Source organism: Microcystis sp. LE19-10.1B (assembly GCF_027530565.1).
GTDB lineage: Bacteria > Cyanobacteriota > Cyanobacteriia > Cyanobacteriales > Microcystaceae > Microcystis > Microcystis aeruginosa.
Genome location: NZ_JAPZQM010000577.1, coordinates 1 through 16,366 on the forward strand (window position 1 = coordinate 1; position 16,366 = coordinate 16,366).

Sequence of the window (16,366 nt, forward strand, 5' to 3'; positions counted from 1 at the left end):
TCAGGTGGTCAATTACCTAATTTTCAGGGAAAAAATCCCTAAATTTTCCCCCCAATCACTCCAATGGTAGGCACTTTTTCAGGGAAAAAAAGTCTAAAAGCCTTATCCAACAAGGTTTTTATATTTATTCAGCAAACCCTACTTAGTTAAAAGTTTGAGAATAAAGTAATAGCCAAGCTGAAAACCGATAAGCTTTGTACGGATTTTTTTTATTGTAAACTGCTTCAAATAAAAGCTTTGTAACTTTGAACACAAGCCATCGGCAGGATTAGAGCTATCGAAAAGAGTCTGGGGTGGATGGTTCCTCTAATAGACGAATTTCAATGGGGATGTAGGCCAGTTTAGCAAAAATCTTTTGTTGATGACTGACGGGCCACCATTCGTAAAGAAAAATTTCTAAAGGTCGCCAGAGAGCCACCCAACCACTAATTAATAATCCTTCTTCTAAGAAGTGAATAAATGTATCGCTGCCAAAACGACTAATTAATTCGCTAAGACTCAAACAAACAAAAAGAAAGGAGAGACCAATTATTAAAGATATGCGTCCCTGTCGCCAAATTGTCCGTAATTTTCTTTGTTCTACCTGTTGGCGATAGTCAAAATAATTATGTAAAGCTGAGGGTAACAGATGTCGGGCGGTATTCTGTTCGTTACTGGGAAGATAAAAGACTAATTTAAGGGGGGTATTTAGGGGGAATTCATCCACAGAGTTAATAATATAATTTTCGGCGTTATCGTCTAAATCTCTATCTAAAAATGGCGAAGGATCGAGAGAATTAAAGACTTGCTGTAACTGATTAAGTTTAATTTCAATTAAGTAAGTTCCTTCCTCCTCTCGATAATAGGATTGTAATTGAGTCACCAGTCTAGACATTAGTTATTAAGGTTAAGCAAATGGGGTGAACTGATACAACTAAAATCTACTAAGTAGGTAGGCACAATTATTTGTAGGGCGTTGGGTTTCATGCTTCAACCCAACCTACGTTCATCTTATATTTAATTCCACCCACCCACTTAGAAGTTACTTCATCTTGCTCATTCAGGCTGAGGATTGTACTATCTCTGAGAATATTTTAGCTGTATCAGTCCCAGATCATTAATTTAATTTAGCGACCAAAACCAGCGTACCAAAAATAAGTGACCATGGGGATTACTGTAGCTAAAACCAGTAAAACTATCACCCAAATCGTGGCATTTTTATCGTCAGTTTCTTCTGCGGTAGTAAAGGTACTTTCGATATTAATTGTCGCTACTTCCGGCGGACCGGGATCCGGTTCTCCAGAAAGTACCGCCGTTAGACGACGACTAGCATCGAGTAAAGCTTGATTATATTTTCCCCCATCTTTGAGGGGAACTGCCATAGTTTCCGAGAGGATACTATCAGCAATACCATCGGTTAATAGGGGTTTTGCTTCCTCCCCAACCCGAATAGCAGTTTTATTGGTTAAAGTATCAAGGACGATGATAGTTTGATTGGCACGATCTTCGGAGTTAGGATACCATTCTCTCAGGATATCATCGGCTAAATTGTCAATTTTTTGACCGTAATCCAAGCGCCGGACTACCACCATTCTCACTTCCTGTCCGGTTTTTTCGGCGAGATTTTTTAGGTCTTTATTTAATTTTCCCTCGTTAGCGGCACTAATGGCCGCAACGGGATCGACCACATAAGTGGGCGCTCCGGGGCTTAAAATAGGGAGGTCATAGACTCCCATAGCAGCAGCCGGTGACAGGGAAACAGCCAAGGCTATACAGCAGGAGAGAAGGAGAGAAGCTAATAATTTGAGCATATTGATTCGGTAAAATTCCTATAGAACATAATAGGGGAAAAGTTTACTGTTTTTTGAGTCGGGAGACGGGAGACGGGGTGATGGGGAAATTCAACTAATACCCTCAAACCCTAAAACCCCAACACCCAAACCCTTTTAACTGATAACTGATAACTGATAACTGATAACTGATAACTGATAACTGATAACTGATAACTGATAACTGATTATGAGTGATTTTGAGGAACTAGAGTCTAAAAAACGGGAAAAAGCCCTAGAAATGCAGGCCCATCGCGATAATTTGCTCTCACGGGTGACAAGATTACTAATTTCTCAAGATCTCCACTTGGCGATCGATCATACCCTAGAACTGCTCTGTCAATTTACCCAGAGCGCTCACTGTTACATTATTCAATATTCTACCTGTCGTCAGCAGTGGAGTATGGTTTATGAATACTGTCACCCCGACTATCCGCAAGTTGTCCCGATTCGGGAACAATCACAAAATCTCTCGACGGAAACCTTTCCCTGGTTTTCGGAACAATTATTAAACGGTATTCCAGTTAAAATAAACTCTTTAGAAGATTTACCCGCTACTGCTATCCCTGAAAGAACTATTCTCGCTCATAGTTCTACTCCCTGTCTCTTAATCGTTCCCATGTGGGATAGTTGTGGGATAACGGTGGGTTATCTGGGATTGGATGCAAGTGCAGAAAAGCAATGGACAGGGGAAGATGTCACCTTTGTGCGGTTGCTGGGAGAATTAATTGCGATCGCACAAAGTAGATATGAAGCGGAAAAAGAGTTAAAAGAAGCTAAAGAAGCGGCAGTTAAGGCAAATAAAGCTAAAAGTGAGTTTCTAGCTAACATGAGCCACGAATTACGCACTCCTCTTAATGCTATCTTGGGTTTTACTCGCTTAATATCCCGGGATAGCAGCATCAGCAGTGAATATCGCCAATATTTGGAAATTGTCAATCGTAGCGGGGAACATTTATTAGAGTTAATCAACGATATTCTAGAAATGTCGAAGATAGAAGCAGGAAGAACGGTTTTTAACCCTAGTAATTTCGATTTATACGCTCTTTTAGATAATATTGCCGAAATGCTCCGTCCACAAGCGCAGACAAAAGCTTTAAGCTTAATTTTTGATCGCAGCTCCGAGCTTCCTCAGTATATTTATACTGATGAAAGCAAATTGCGACAGGTGTTAATCAATCTCTTGGGTAACGGATTGAAGTTTACCGAGTCGGGAGGGGTAACTCTCCGGGGAAAATTAGGGGAGAAAAGAGGAGATTATCAGCGATTGCTTTGGGAAATTGAAGACACAGGCGCAGGAATCGCCCCAGAGGAGATTTATAAGCTATTTCAACCCTTTAACCAAACGGAAACGGGACGAAAATCCCAACAGGGGACAGGATTGGGTTTACCTATCAGTAAAAAATTTGTTGAGTTGATGGGGGGTGCGATCGGAGTTAGTAGTATTCTGGGTCAAGGAAGTATTTTTAGTTTTGATATTCAGGTGGGTTTGGTGGGGGAAAATGAGATTAAAACCGAAACCAATAGGGCAAAAGTAATCGCTTTAGAGGAAAATCAGCCTAAATATCGCATATTAGTCGTCGATGATCGACCGGAAAGCCGTTTGCTGTTGCTGAAACTCCTGGCTACCCTAGGATTATCCGTGCAAGAGGCCGCTAATGGTCAAGAGGCGATCGCAATTTGGCAAGCATGGCAACCTCATCTTATCTGGATGGACATGAGAATGCCAGTTAAAGACGGTTACGAAGCAACTAGGGAAATTCGGCGGTTAGAGGCTGATAATCGCGGAAAAACGGTGATAATTGCCCTAACTGCCAGTGCTTTTGAAGAGGATCGCGCCTTGGTTATTGCCGCAGGTTGTGATGATTTCGTGCGTAAACCTTTCCGAGAGGAAGTTATTTGGCAAAAAATGGGCGAATATTTGGGATTAAAATATATTTATGCCGATAATGAGCCAAATCAGCCCAATTATTCGCCAGTTTTCCTCGATTCCCTGCAATCCCTATTAAAATTAATCAGTCCCGACTGGATTGGACAATTGCAACAAGCGGCGCGAGAATGTGATGATGAAAAAATTATCGCCCTAACCGCAGAAATTCCCCCCGATTATGCTAACCTTGCCCAAGGTTTACAACAGTTAGCCGGAGAATTTTCCTTTGATGCGATCGAAACCATAATTAAAGATTTAAACATATCTTAAGAGAGTATTTTATCTATATCTCAAAAACGTGATATTCTAAAGGCATAAATCCCTAAATATGGCAATTTTAAAGGATGAAACTGTTAAAAATGCTCATCGGTACTTTCTTAATACTACCGATTTTTTCCGTTCATGCTCAAGTCCCCTCGCTTCCCCCAATCAAGCAAAATTCCCCCAATCTTGGTGATCTACCCAATGATCCCACCCAGCAGAAAAATTGGCTTTGTACCCAAGGAGATCAACGCATTGCCGTGGCTGCCAAAGAAGAGCAAGGTTGGAAAGAATTAATTGAAAAACAAGGTTGGCAATGTCGTGAGGGAAATACCGACATACCCGATAAAACTCTCGGCTTTTCCTGTGAACCAGAACAAACCCTCGGCCTCTTGACAGTTTACTGGTTAAATGGTAGTAATGGTCAACAACAATTAAGCCAATGGCGAGATAAATTAGCAGCACAACAGGGGATGGTTTGTACCATCAATAACGTGCAGTTATTCGATACTCAAGAAAATATACCCAACCCATCAAAACCATGATTAAATTAGCAGTTTTGCCTCAGTCTATCCTCCTGGGTATCAGTTTACTATTAAATAATTCTCTGCCCTTACTTGCCCAATCTACACCCCTGAGCGTGGATAATTTAAGAAACACCGTCTATAACATTCCTAATCGGGGTTCCGTAATTGTCAGCGATGGTATTTTTCAATCCAATGAGGGACAGATTTTAGGAGTGCAAGTCAGTCGAGAAGCTTTGATGGGGGACTATAATAATGATCAAAGGAATGATGGTATTGTCGTGTTAAGAGTGATTACCAGAGATCAACAGCAATTACATTATTTAGCCCTAGTGATCGATAATAACGGTACTGCCACTAACACCGATACTGTCCTGTTAGCCGATCGAGTAATTGTCGATAATCTGAGTGCCAAAGATGGTATGATCACCGTCAACATGAGAAGATTTCTCCCTCGGGATCCTTCCTGTTGTCCGTCGGGAGTTATCACCCAACAATTTGCGATTAATCCTAGTATTAATCAATTGACTTTACTGAGTACCAACGAAAGTCAACCCACCACCCCAAATGTGCAGTTAGTACCCGCTTCTCCCCTGAGAATTAATAATAATAATCTCCCCTTTCAACCTGCTGCTGGGGCCATCCAAATCCGCTTTTAACCTTATTTTCGGTGCGTTAGCATAGCGTAACGCACCCTACTGGATTGTTTGAGAAAAAATGACCTACAAATATCCCATCCAACGCTGGTATATTGCCGCGGCTAATCCCGAAAAAATCGAGGGGTTAGCGCGAGAAATGGGACTATCATCGTTATTAGCAACTATCTTAATTAATCGCGGTATTGATACCCCCGAATTAGCTAAAACTTATATAGATCCTGAAGCGGATACCTTACCCTCTCCCCTGGGGGAATTTCCCGACTTAGAAAAAAGTGTCAATTTATTAGTAAAAGCGATCGCTAGGGGCGATAAAATTGCTATCTGTGGGGACTACGATGCCGATGGCATGACCAGTACATCTTTACTGTTAAGAGCCTTGAGACATCTCGGTGCTAGGGTAAATCATGCCATACCCAGTCGCATGAAAGAGGGATACGGAATTAATCAGCGCATTGTCGAAGAATTTGCCGAGTCGGGAGTCGGATTGATTCTCACCGTTGATAATGGTATTTCCGCTCACGAACCGATCGCCCTAGCGATAGAATTAGGATTAAAAGTTATTATCACCGATCATCACGATCTGCCGCCAATTTTACCAAATGCCTCCGCTATTCTCAACCCAAAATTATTAACCCCTAACTCTCCCTATCAGGGATTAGCGGGGGTGGGAGTCGCCTATATTTTAGCGGTGACAACTGCCCAAAAAATGGGTAAATTACAGGGATTAACCGAGTCATTATTAGCATTATTTACCCTAGGCACTATAGCAGATTTAGCCCCATTAATCGGGGTAAATCGTCGCTGGTTAAAACGGGGTTTAAGAAAATTACCCAAATCCCAATTAGTCGGGATTCAATCCCTCATGCAAATAGCGGGAATTAGCGAGGAACAAAAGCAATTACAACCGGATGATATTGGCTTTAAATTGGGACCGAGAATTAATGCCATTGGCAGAATTGGTGATCCCCAGATAGTTATTGAATTATTAACCACCGATGAGGCGGGAATTGCCTTAGAAAGAGCGATGCAGTGCGAACAAATTAATCGTACTCGTCAAGAATTGTGCAAAAAAATTGAAGAAGAAGCGATTAAATTAGTGGAAGAAACGCCGATTCTTTGGCAACAAGATCGAGTTTTAGTATTAGTCGAAAAAGATTGGCATCATGGGGTAATTGGTATTGTGGCCTCCCGTTTGGTGGAACGCTACGGAGTGCCGGTTTTTATTGGTACTTACGAGGAAGAAGATCCAGGTAAAATTCGCGGTTCTGCCAGAGGAATTGAAGAATTTCACGTTTTTGAAGCCCTGCAATTTTGCCAAGATTTACTAGGAAAATTTGGCGGTCATAAAATGGCGGGAGGTTTTAGTTTACCCACAGCTAATTTACTAGCATTCAAACAAAGATTAAGTCAATTTTCTCACAAAATTTTACAAATAGAACAATTAAAACCTTTAATTAAAATTGATACTATCCTCGACTTTAAACAAATCACCCTGCAACTTTTTCAACAAATTGATAGTTTGCAACCCTGGGGAATTGGCAATGAATTACCCGTTTTTTGGACTCCTAACGTGCGAGTAGTGGAACAGAAAACTATCGGAAAAAATCATTTAAAATTATTGCTGGCTCAAAGCGATAATACCAGAATTAAAGCCCTAGCTTGGCGTTGGGGCGAATATTGTCCTTTACCAACGCGTTTAGATATTGCCTATAAACTCAAAGAAAATACTTGGAATGGTAATACAACCATAGAAATTGAATTAGTGGGAGTGCGATTACCCCAAGAAAATGATAGTATTAAAAAAGCAATTTTTATGCACGCCGAAAAAATGTATCAATGTAGTTTTTGGGGTGATGTAAACGAGATTCGCATCAAAAATGAACAGGGCGATATTTTAGTCGTGCAGAAAGGGCAGCGCATTGGTTTATTAGGCAAAAATCGACAACAAGCTAGAGAAGTCAACGTGACTGAACCCCGTTTTTATACTTTAATTAAAGTTGCCATCAAAGCTTTGGCTATCTAGCGCTGGCTGAATAAATCTAATACCAAATCCGTTTTTAAGTAGGGAGGCACAATTATTTGTAGGATGGGTTAGCGGTAGCGTAAACTATGCGGGCGTTGGGTTTCATGCTTCAACCCAACCTACGTTCATCTTATATTTAATTCCACCCACCCACTTAATAGTGTGATTAACTCTCAAGTTATGAATTGTTTCTCCCCACACCCCACACCCCACACCCCACACCCTACACCCCACACCCTACACCCTACACCCTACACCCCACACCCTACACCCCACACCCTACACCCCACACCCCACTTCCCCAACCCGATTTCCCCAAGGTAACAAAACCAGATATTCTACTAAATAGTCGCCTATCACACCAGCCTGATCTCGTGGTCGTCCAATGCAGTTTGCCAAGATATTAATCGCCAATCGCGGGGAAATCGCCTTAAGAATCCTTCATAGTTGCGAAGAATTGGGCATTAGAACCGTTGCCGTCCACTCTACCATCGATCGCCATGCCCTTCATGTTCAATTGGCCGATGAGAGTGTTTGTATTGGTCCGCCTCCGAGCAGCAAAAGTTACTTAAATATCCCTAATATCATCTCGGCTGCCCTAACACGCAACGCCACGGCCATCCATCCCGGTTACGGTTTTTTGGCAGAAAACGCCCGCTTTGCCGAAATTTGTGCCGATCATCAGTTAACTTTTATCGGTCCGTCCCCCAGCGCTATCCTGGCTATGGGTGATAAATCCACCGCTAAAAAAACCATGCAAAAAGCGGGAGTTCCCACTATCCCCGGCAGTGGTGGTTTAATTACCTCGGAAGCGGAAGCAAAACGTATCGCTGATGACATCGGTTATCCTGTCCTGATTAAAGCCACTGCTGGCGGTGGAGGGCGTGGGATGCGTCTTGTCAAGAGTGCAGATGAACTAGGTGATATGTTAAAAGCCGCCCAAGGCGAAGCAGAAGCGGCTTTTGGCAATTCGGGAGTATATCTAGAAAAATTTATCGAATGTCCCCGACATATCGAGTTTCAGATTTTGGCCGATAGTCACGGTAACGTAATCCATTTAGGAGAAAGAGACTGTTCGATTCAGCGACGACACCAAAAACTGCTAGAAGAGGCACCTAGCCCCTTCTTAACGCCCCATTTACGCTCAAAAATGGGTAATGCCGCCGTTAAAGCCGCTAAATCGATTAATTACGTCGGGGTGGGAACCGTGGAATTTTTAGTCGATAAACACGGTAATTTTTACTTCATGGAAATGAACACCCGTATTCAGGTGGAACACCCGGTCACGGAGATGATCACGGGGATGGACCTGATCCGAGAACAAATTCTGGTGGCACAGGGCGAAAAACTGCAAATTAAGCAAGATCAGGTGATATTTAGAGGGCATTCGATCGAGTGTCGCATTAATGCCGAGGATCCCGATCACAATTTTCGTCCTCACCCCGGCAAAATTAGCGGTTATCTGCCCCCCGGTGGTCCTGGTGTCCGCATGGATTCCCACGTTTACACCGATTACGAAATCCCCCCCTATTACGATTCCCTAATTGGTAAGTTAATTGTCTGGGGAGAAAATCGCGACATAGCCATTAAACGCATGAAACGCGCCCTCCGGGAATGTGCGATCACGGGAGTACCGACAACTATTGATTTCCATCGTAAAATATTGGAAACTCCCGCCTTTTTAGCTGGAGATGTTTACACTAATTTCATCCAGGAACATCTCTTGCCCTAGCGCGTTACCATAAATTTTAGACGAGAGTAGGTTGGGGATAATAATGACAGTAGAAGTTAAATTTAACTCGTTTCAACTCAACGATGAACAATTCTTTCAACTTTGTCAGGATAACCGAGATTTACGTTTGGAACGCAACCCAAAAGGAGATTTAATTATTATGCCACCGACTGGAGGAGAAACCAGCAATTCTAACGCTGGAATCACTGCCCAATTATGGTTATGGAATAACCTAAATAAATTAGGTGTGGTTTTTGATTCTTCTGGAGGATTTAAACTACCTAACGGGGCCGATCGCTCTCCCGATGCTGCTTGGATACCTTTAGAAAAATGGCAAGCTTTAACCCCACAACAAAAGGAAAGATTTTTACCTCTATCTCCCGATTTTATCATTGAATTAATGTCTCCTAGTGATAGCCTAGAAACCGCTAGGAAAAAAATGCAGGAATATTTAGATAATGGGACTTGTTTAGGTTGGTTAATCAATAGAAAAACTAGAGAAGTAGAAATTTATCGTCAAGGACAGGCAGTAGAAATTTTAACTAATCCAGAGAGTTTATCGGGGGAAAATATTTTATCTCAATTTGTCTTAGAACTTGATAATATTTGGTAATTCTATAATCCTATAAATATAAAAGAGAATCTATGATGACAGTAGTAGAAATTAAATTTGAATCTTGGCAACTCAGCGATGAACAGTTTTTTCAACTTTGTCAGGATAACCGAAATTTACGTTTGGAACGCAACGCAAAAGGAGATTTAATTATTATACCACCGACGGGGGGAAAAACGGCCAATAGTAACGGTAGAATCACCCAACAATTATTTAATTGGTCAGATAACAATGGTACGGGTATCGCTTTTGATTCCTCCACAGGATTTAAACTACCTAATGGGGCTGATCGCTCTCCCGATGCTGCTTGGATACCTTTAGAAAAATGGCAAGCTTTAACCCCACAACAAAAGGAAAGATTTTTACCTCTATCTCCCGATTTTGTCATTGAATTAATGTCTCCTAGTGATAGCCTAGAAACTGCTAGGAAAAAAATGCAGGAATATTTAGATAATGGGACTCGTTTAGGTTGGTTAATCAATAGAAAAACTAGAGAAGTGGAAATTTATCGTCAAGGACAGGCAGTAGAAATTTTAACTAATCCAGAGAGTTTATCGGGGGAAAATATTTTATCTCAATTTGTCTTAGAACTTGATAATATTTGGTAATTCTATAATCCTATAAAAGAGAATCTAAACATGATGACAGTAGTAGAAATTAAATTTGAATCTTGGCAACTCAGCGATGAACAGTTTTTTCAAATTTGTCAGGATAACCGAAATTTACGTTTGGAACGCAACGCAAAAGGAGATTTAATTATTATGCCACCAACCGGAGGAGAAACTGGTAATTCTAACGCTGGAATCACTGCCCAATTATGGTTATGGAATAACCTACATAAATTAGGTGTAGTTTTTGATTCCTCCACGGGGTTTAAACTACCGAATGGGGCCGATCGCTCTCCCGATGCTGCTTGGATACCTTTAGAAAAATGGCAAGCTTTAACCCCACAACAAAAGGAAAGATTTTTACCTCTATCTCCCGATTTTGTCATTGAATTAATGTCTCCTAGTGATAGCCTAGAAACTACTAGGAAAAAAATGCAGGAATATTTAGATAATGGGACTCGTTTAGGTTGGTTAATCAATAGAAAAACGAGAGAAGTAGAAATTTATCGTCAAGGACAGGCAGTAGAAATTTTAACTAATCCAGAGAGTTTATCGGGGGAAAGTATTCTGCCAGAATTTAGTTTAAATCTTACTTTGATTTGGTAAATCAGAGGTAGTGATTGCCGTTTAACGCTTTGCTTTGTTGGGCATTGTCTTCATCGATAAAATACCGAACTTGAGTTTTAAGGAAGATAGTCAGAATCAAGGATTTCTGCAAGGGTGAAGGGTGATTCAATCGGGAATAAATCAGCAGAGAGAAGATACTTTCTTACAGTATCTTCTCTGGCTGCTTGGTAACAATCTATCCAGATTTCAGGAATCAATCTTCTCAGACTTGGACTCTCTTTTAATAAGCGTTGAACTTGTCGGCGTTGTTCAACAATTGTGCTGCGCCATCCTTGAGCATTTGCTTCCTTTTCAGTTAGCCAGTAAGTCAATTTAAGCAAATGTTCGGCAATGACGGTTAAGCGACTTTCTAGTTCTCGTTTTTCACTCCTTCCCATCGTTTCAATTTCTTCGATCAAATTTTCCAGGTCTAATTTTTCAAAACGATGTTCTTTGAGTAAATTAGCGGTTTCTTGTAACCATCGGTAGAAATCTTCTTGATAAAGACTTTTACCTGAGGAGACTAAAGACTTTTCGATGCTCATTTGATGATGACCTAGAAAAAAGAATTCTTAGATAATTTAGAAGCGAATCCCCGATCTCAAAAAGATTGGCAGAATATCGCAGGATGACCCCTTAAAACATCAGAGCTTTAAATTTAAGCTAAAATTGGGTAAAACATCTTCACCCGATAAATCAGTGGGATTTTCTAATATTTCTACCTCTTTTCCTTGACGATAAATTTCAACTTGCCGATTCTGGGGATCGATTAACCAGCCTAACCTTGCGCCATTTTCCCTATATTCGAGCAGTTTTTTCTGTAATTTGTCAAGACTATCGGATTCAGAGCGCAATTCCACCACAAAATCGGGACAGAGGGGAATAAATCCCTTTTTCTGCTTAGGGGTTAAAGATTCCCAGCGTTCTCGACTCACCCAAGATAGATCAGGAGAACGAATCGCCCCATTTGGTAGTATAAATCCGGTGGAAGAGTCAAACCCGACTCCTAAAGCTTCGTTTTCTTCGCACCAGCGACCCAGTTGAGTCGTTAAGCTAAAATTACGCTGTCCTGATTCGCCACCTGTCGGGGGATTCACGATTAATTCTCCTTGGGCTGTACGTTCTAATTTTAAGTCACGGTTGACCGCAGCAAGGGCTTCAAACTGTTCAAGGGTGATAGAGAGAGCGATCGCGCTAGGAATTTCTAAGGAGAGGGTTTCGGGTGAGGTGGTAACTGCTAACATAGTCTTTTGATCCGGTGCAACTTATACTAAGTAGGTGGGTGTTAAAAATTGTCAGATACCCCCCTTATCAAGGGGGGCAAGGTAGGGTTGATTCATGAATCAACCCTACCCTGAATCAACCCTACCCTGAATCAACCCTACCCTGAATCAACCCTAGGGGCAGGGGGGATCAAAGACAAATCTATCTTCAATTTAATTGAAACCACTTACTATTAAAGATTATTTGTCAAGTTTCTGCACAGAATTCTTTAGCTTGCGCTGAACAAATTCCCGATTTTTTGGGGAAACTTCCACCTCGATCGGGCGGTTTCACTAAATAACAGGTTACAATAGCCAATAATTAACTAAATTTACCTAAAAACTATCGATCGTGTTCTACGCTATTGATTTCGGAACCAGTAATACCGTCATTACTCGTTGGAATGGGGCGACAAATAGGGCCGAAACCGTGAAATTATCGGAGTTATCCCAACAAATAGCCGACAATCCCCCCCTAATTCCCAGTTTACTCTATATTAAATCAGCCAATCCCCTGCAAGTAATTGCCGGTCAAGCGGTACGGGATCGGGGTTTAGATAGCGATCAAGATCCGCGTTTTTTTCGTCGCTTTAAACGAGGTATCGGGGCAAAAATTCAAGGATTTTTACCGGAATTAGAGGAAACTGTCCTCAGTTTCGAGGGGGTTGGCCAATGGTTTCTCGATAGCATCATCGACAACTTAAAAAACACCACCCCGGAAACCCCCCAATCTCTAGTTTTAACCGTTCCCGTCGATAGTTTTGAAAGTTACCGCAATTGGTTAAGCAATGTTTGTCAGGGATGGGAAATCGAACAAATTCGCCTAATTGATGAACCCACGGCCGCCGCTTTGGGTTATGGAACCACGGGTGATCAGGTGATTTTAGTGGTAGATTTTGGCGGTGGCACCCTCGATCTTTCTTTGGTACAATTAGATTTAGATAATCCTCAAAAAAATCAAGGTTTTATTCTCAAGTGGGGAGAAAAACTTTTAGGCAATAATTCCGCCCAAAAAACTAAACTAGCGAGAGTTTTAGCCAAGGCGGGGACAAATTTAGGGGGGTCAGATATCGACGATTGGATTGTCGATTATTTTGCCCAAAAGCAATCTTTAGCGAAAACTTCCCTGACTACTCGTCTAGCAGAAAGATTAAAAATTAAACTTTCTTCCCAATTAACCGCCGAGGAGGTATATTTTGATGAGGAAAATTTCGAGAGTTATGAGTTAAGCTTAGATCGAGAACAATTGACCGATATTCTCCGACAACAAAACTTTTTTAATCAATTAGATGATTTAATGACGGGAGTTTTGCAACAGGGAAGACGCAATGGAATTGAAGTTAGCGACATCGATGCGGTGTTATTAGTTGGGGGAACTGTACAAATTCCGGCGGTAAAAGATTGGGTGCGACAGTATTTTGATAGTAGTAAAATTAAAGAGGATCGACCCTTTGAAGCGATCGCTTTGGGAGCGTTACAATTAGCCCAAGGTTATCAAGTCAAGGATTTTCTCTATCATAGCTACGGCATTCGTTACTGGAATCGTCGCAAAAATGCCCACGCTTGGCATCCAATTATTAACTCTGGACAACCCTATCCCATGGAAAAACCCGTGGAATTAGTCCTAGGTGCTTCCGTGGACAATCAACCTAGCATTGAATTAATTATCGGCGAATTAGGGACGGAAAGGGGGGCAATGGAGGTCTATTTTGATGGTGATAAATTAATTACTCGTTCCCTCGGTAATGGAGAAACTAGCGTTCAACCCTTAAATGATCGCGAGGGGGCCCGATCAATCGCTAAACTCGATCCTTTAGGTTTTCGGGGTAAAGATCGCATTAAAGTGCAGTTCTGGATTGATGATCAGTGTTTCCTGCGGATTAATGTGGAAGATTTACTCAGTCAAGAATTGTTACTAAACAATCAAATTGTCACCAAATTAAGCTAGGGTTTACGGCAAAAAGTTGCTCGTGGGGGCAGGGTGTGGGGTGTAGGGTGTGGGGTGTGGGGTGTGGGGTGTGGGGTTTTACCGATTTTGAGGTAGTCAGTTACCTAATTTTCAGGGAAAAAGTCCAGGGATTTTACCCCGGATCACTCCAATGGTCAACACTTTTTGAGGGAAAAAAGTCTAAAAGCCTTATCTAACAAGGTTTTTAGATTTATTCAGCAAACCCTACCTAATTTTTAGGAAAAAATTACCTGAATTTTACCCCCGCTTACTCCCATATCTGGTACTTTTTGATTTCCAAAAAGTCTAAATTTTAGATTTATTCAGCCTGCTCTAAGCTAGGCTTGGCTTCAGGCAAAAATCAAGTGCAGACTCATAGTAAGTTTGCACTGATATTATCGCAATATTCTGTTTTACCGGTGGCTTTATCGACTGTGATCGCGCACGGGGATCGGGATTAGTTCGGGTTCGGGTTCGGGTTCCGGACCAAAAACACTCTCGATTAGTTTGCGCGCCCATTCTCTCAACTTGTCTATCACTTCATCTAAATAGTCCATTGACCAAATGGCTCCTTTGAGATACTAGCTATGAGTTTTCGTCGATTGATCCCCGCAACAGCTTGATTCTAGAGAATTTTAACTAATTTTCATCGTTTGGCTGTTAAATCTGACGAGCGGGGGAATCTATATCTTGTATTTATATTAAGCTTAACATAACTTTTTAGTCTGAGTATATATTCTTGGCAATTCTTTTTTAAGATATTGTTAATAAATTCCGGCGTAGGCGATCGAGGGCGGTATAAGCACTAATCTGGCGAATAGTCAAGCGATCTCGATTTTCTCCGAAACGATGCTCTGATACGGTGACATTTCCGTCAGGACTGGCTAAACCGATATAAACTAGGCCCACGGGTTTTGTCTCACTGCCTCCTCCTGGTCCGGCAATACCCGTGATACTGATCCCCCAATCCGTAGCGAGGCGTTTTTGCACCCCTAGCGCCATCTGTTGGGCAATAATGGCACTGACAGCCCCGAAATTAGTTAAATCCCCTTCATTTACGTCTAAGAGGGCAACTTTTACCCGATTATCGTAGGAAATAACCCCACCCCCAAAATAATCGGAACTGCCGGCGATTTGGGTGATAATTTCCCCTAATCCCCCTCCAGTACAGGATTCTGCCACACTCAAAGTTTGTTTTTGCCGCCGCAAAAGTTCCCCCACCACCGCAGGTAAAGTATCATCATCAGCCCCAAAATAATCTAATCCGGCGATTTCCTTAATTTCCGTCGCTACCGGTTCAATTACCTGCAAAGCAGCCTGTAAAGAAGGGGCTTTCGTCGCAATTCGCAAACGCACTTCGCCTAAACCAGCATAGGGGGCAACGGTGGGATTAGTCAGATCAAATAAATGGACAACTTTTTCCGCTAAAGCTGACTCACCGATACCGCGAAATTTCAGAGAACGACTATAAATCCTCTCTTTGCCCCATCCTTGACTTTCTAGGTAGGGAATGGCCGTTTCTACCCACATTCTCTTCATTTCTGAGGGTACTCCGGGGAAAGTGAGAATAGTTACGTTAGTCTCTGGTTGCCAGATCATGCCGGGGGCGGTTCCGGTCGGATTTGGCAAAAAATCGGCTCCCACAGGTATTAAAGCCTGTTTACTGTTACTAGGAGGCATTTCTCGCCCTAAACTCGTAAATTTAGCCTCGATTTCCGCTAAAATCTCTTTATCTTCTCTGAGGGGCGTTTGGAAAAAATCGGCGATTGTTTCTGTGGTTAAATCGTCGGGAGTCGGTCCCAGTCCCCCGGTAAAAATTAAAATTGAGGAACGTTCTCGGGCAATAGCGATCGCTTTTTTCAGTCTTTCTACATTATCCCCCACCACCGTTTGATAATAATGGGGAATGCCTAATTTTGCCAATTCTAGGGCTAAATATTGGGCGTTAGTATTAACTATATCCCCTAATAATAATTCCGTTCCTACACAAATAATTTCAGCGGCCATAATTTTTGACAATTAGCTTAAGATTTTCAATTTTGATCATTAACTGATCTCCTGTCACCATCGTTCGATCAGGTTTCGGTAACGATGGTACTGGAAGTTAACCCTACCAGTGCGCTCCAGTATTATACCAGTAAGCTATCAACAATCAAAGTCTTGTATATTAGACCTCTTGTAAAAATCAAAAATTGTTGTTAGGGTTAGGAGTCAGTAGCCGGTCGTCAGGAGTCAGGAGAATTAAGAATGAATGGCTCTTCGGTTTGTGTTATGCAATGGAGGGGGGTTATAAGGGATGGAACCCTTATATAGAAAGGCATTTAGCGATTTTTGTCAATTGTTTTTTATCTAGAGCGAACTAATCAATTAAGTCTCTTGCCAGATAAGGATT

Annotated in this window: 16 protein-coding genes; 10 read left to right on the top strand and 6 right to left on the bottom strand. The window is 41.7% G+C overall.

Translation table 11 applies throughout. The annotated features are described in order from the left end of the window. Positions 1-274: 274 nt before the first annotated feature. Entirely contained in the window at positions 275-874 is a 600-nt protein-coding gene (locus O9332_RS20930; RefSeq protein WP_004266806.1) for a hypothetical protein, read from the bottom strand. Positions 875-1,106: 232 nt separating this feature from the next. Next, positions 1,107-1,790 carry a photosystem II repair protein Psb32 gene (psb32, locus tag O9332_RS20935; protein WP_004266807.1) on the bottom strand — a complete coding sequence of 228 codons (684 nt, stop codon included), beginning with the start codon at positions 1,788-1,790 and terminating at the stop codon, positions 1,107-1,109. Positions 1,791-1,998: 208 nt separating this feature from the next. Here psb32 and O9332_RS20940 point away from each other — a divergent pair, with 208 nt between their 5' ends. From O9332_RS20940 to O9332_RS20980, 9 genes are all read left to right on the top strand, one after another. Continuing rightward, entirely contained in the window at positions 1,999-4,008 is a 2,010-nt protein-coding gene (locus O9332_RS20940; protein ID WP_004266808.1) for an ATP-binding protein, read from the top strand. Between the two features lie 74 nt (positions 4,009-4,082). After that, a complete protein-coding gene (locus O9332_RS20945; protein WP_288027226.1) occupies positions 4,083-4,544 on the top strand; it encodes a hypothetical protein in 462 nt (153 codons plus the stop codon). Continuing rightward, positions 4,541-5,182, top strand: a complete 642-nt coding sequence (locus tag O9332_RS20950) for an LppP/LprE family lipoprotein (protein ID WP_004266810.1) — start codon at positions 4,541-4,543, stop codon at positions 5,180-5,182. The genes O9332_RS20945 and O9332_RS20950 overlap by 4 nt, the downstream gene beginning before the upstream one ends. Positions 5,183-5,240: 58 nt before the next feature. Next, positions 5,241-7,205 (top strand): single-stranded-DNA-specific exonuclease RecJ, encoded by a 1,965-nt coding sequence (gene recJ / locus O9332_RS20955; RefSeq protein WP_288027228.1) that lies wholly within the window; start codon positions 5,241-5,243, stop codon positions 7,203-7,205. 185 nt (positions 7,206-7,390) lie between these two features. Beyond that, on the top strand, positions 7,391-7,612 hold the full coding sequence (locus tag O9332_RS20960; protein ID WP_288027230.1) for a hypothetical protein: 222 nt from the start codon (positions 7,391-7,393) through the stop codon (positions 7,610-7,612). Continuing rightward, positions 7,591-8,937, top strand: a complete 1,347-nt coding sequence (gene accC / locus O9332_RS20965) for an acetyl-CoA carboxylase biotin carboxylase subunit (RefSeq protein ID WP_288027232.1) — start codon at positions 7,591-7,593, stop codon at positions 8,935-8,937. Before O9332_RS20960 ends, accC begins: the two co-directional genes overlap by 22 nt. A gap of 43 nt (positions 8,938-8,980) precedes the next feature. Then, complete coding sequence (locus tag O9332_RS20970; RefSeq protein WP_002757368.1) at positions 8,981-9,550, top strand: Uma2 family endonuclease; 570 nt, start codon at positions 8,981-8,983, stop codon at positions 9,548-9,550. A gap of 32 nt (positions 9,551-9,582) precedes the next feature. Further along, positions 9,583-10,158, top strand: a complete 576-nt coding sequence (locus O9332_RS20975; protein ID WP_288027234.1) for a Uma2 family endonuclease — start codon at positions 9,583-9,585, stop codon at positions 10,156-10,158. Between the two features lie 30 nt (positions 10,159-10,188). Continuing rightward, positions 10,189-10,764 carry a Uma2 family endonuclease gene (locus O9332_RS20980; protein WP_288027236.1) on the top strand — a complete coding sequence of 192 codons (576 nt, stop codon included), beginning with the start codon at positions 10,189-10,191 and terminating at the stop codon, positions 10,762-10,764. A 77-nt stretch (positions 10,765-10,841) separates the two neighbouring features. Here O9332_RS20980 and O9332_RS20985 read toward each other — a convergent pair whose 3' ends face one another. Further along, on the bottom strand, positions 10,842-11,309 hold the full coding sequence (locus O9332_RS20985) for a DUF29 domain-containing protein (RefSeq protein WP_002757365.1): 468 nt from the start codon (positions 11,307-11,309) through the stop codon (positions 10,842-10,844). 99 nt (positions 11,310-11,408) lie between these two features. Next, complete coding sequence (locus tag O9332_RS20990; protein WP_012265011.1) at positions 11,409-12,008, bottom strand: Uma2 family endonuclease; 600 nt, start codon at positions 12,006-12,008, stop codon at positions 11,409-11,411. Positions 12,009-12,378: 370 nt separating this feature from the next. Between O9332_RS20990 and O9332_RS20995 the strand changes: the two genes are divergently transcribed. Continuing rightward, positions 12,379-13,974 carry an Hsp70 family protein gene (locus tag O9332_RS20995; RefSeq protein WP_288027238.1) on the top strand — a complete coding sequence of 532 codons (1,596 nt, stop codon included), beginning with the start codon at positions 12,379-12,381 and terminating at the stop codon, positions 13,972-13,974. A gap of 425 nt (positions 13,975-14,399) precedes the next feature. Here the strand turns inward: O9332_RS20995 and O9332_RS21000 are convergent, their stop codons facing one another. After that, positions 14,400-14,531, bottom strand: coding sequence for a hypothetical protein (locus O9332_RS21000; protein WP_002757361.1), 132 nt, complete (start codon positions 14,529-14,531; stop codon positions 14,400-14,402). 196 nt (positions 14,532-14,727) lie between these two features. Beyond that, positions 14,728-15,981 carry a competence/damage-inducible protein A gene (locus tag O9332_RS21005; protein ID WP_288027240.1) on the bottom strand — a complete coding sequence of 418 codons (1,254 nt, stop codon included), beginning with the start codon at positions 15,979-15,981 and terminating at the stop codon, positions 14,728-14,730. Between the last annotated feature and the right edge of the window lie 385 nt (positions 15,982-16,366).

What these genes read in the sequence shown, in the direction of transcription:
- O9332_RS20930 (WP_004266806.1), bottom strand. Translation starts at nt 874, where the DNA reads ATGTCTAGACTGGTGACTCAATTACAATCCTATTATCGAGAGGAGGAA.
- psb32 (WP_004266807.1), bottom strand. Translation starts at nt 1,790, where the DNA reads ATGCTCAAATTATTAGCTTCTCTCCTTCTCTCCTGCTGTATAGCCTTG.
- O9332_RS20940 (WP_004266808.1), top strand. Translation starts at nt 1,999, where the DNA reads ATGAGTGATTTTGAGGAACTAGAGTCTAAAAAACGGGAAAAAGCCCTA.
- O9332_RS20945 (WP_288027226.1), top strand. Translation starts at nt 4,083, where the DNA reads ATGAAACTGTTAAAAATGCTCATCGGTACTTTCTTAATACTACCGATT.
- O9332_RS20950 (WP_004266810.1), top strand. Translation starts at nt 4,541, where the DNA reads ATGATTAAATTAGCAGTTTTGCCTCAGTCTATCCTCCTGGGTATCAGT.
- recJ (WP_288027228.1), top strand. Translation starts at nt 5,241, where the DNA reads ATGACCTACAAATATCCCATCCAACGCTGGTATATTGCCGCGGCTAAT.
- accC (WP_288027232.1), top strand. Translation starts at nt 7,591, where the DNA reads ATGCAGTTTGCCAAGATATTAATCGCCAATCGCGGGGAAATCGCCTTA.
- O9332_RS20970 (WP_002757368.1), top strand. Translation starts at nt 8,981, where the DNA reads ATGACAGTAGAAGTTAAATTTAACTCGTTTCAACTCAACGATGAACAA.
- O9332_RS20975 (WP_288027234.1), top strand. Translation starts at nt 9,583, where the DNA reads ATGATGACAGTAGTAGAAATTAAATTTGAATCTTGGCAACTCAGCGAT.
- O9332_RS20980 (WP_288027236.1), top strand. Translation starts at nt 10,189, where the DNA reads ATGATGACAGTAGTAGAAATTAAATTTGAATCTTGGCAACTCAGCGAT.
- O9332_RS20985 (WP_002757365.1), bottom strand. Translation starts at nt 11,309, where the DNA reads ATGAGCATCGAAAAGTCTTTAGTCTCCTCAGGTAAAAGTCTTTATCAA.
- O9332_RS20990 (WP_012265011.1), bottom strand. Translation starts at nt 12,008, where the DNA reads ATGTTAGCAGTTACCACCTCACCCGAAACCCTCTCCTTAGAAATTCCT.
- O9332_RS21000 (WP_002757361.1), bottom strand. Translation starts at nt 14,531, where the DNA reads ATGGACTATTTAGATGAAGTGATAGACAAGTTGAGAGAATGGGCGCGC.
- O9332_RS21005 (WP_288027240.1), bottom strand. Translation starts at nt 15,981, where the DNA reads ATGGCCGCTGAAATTATTTGTGTAGGAACGGAATTATTATTAGGGGAT.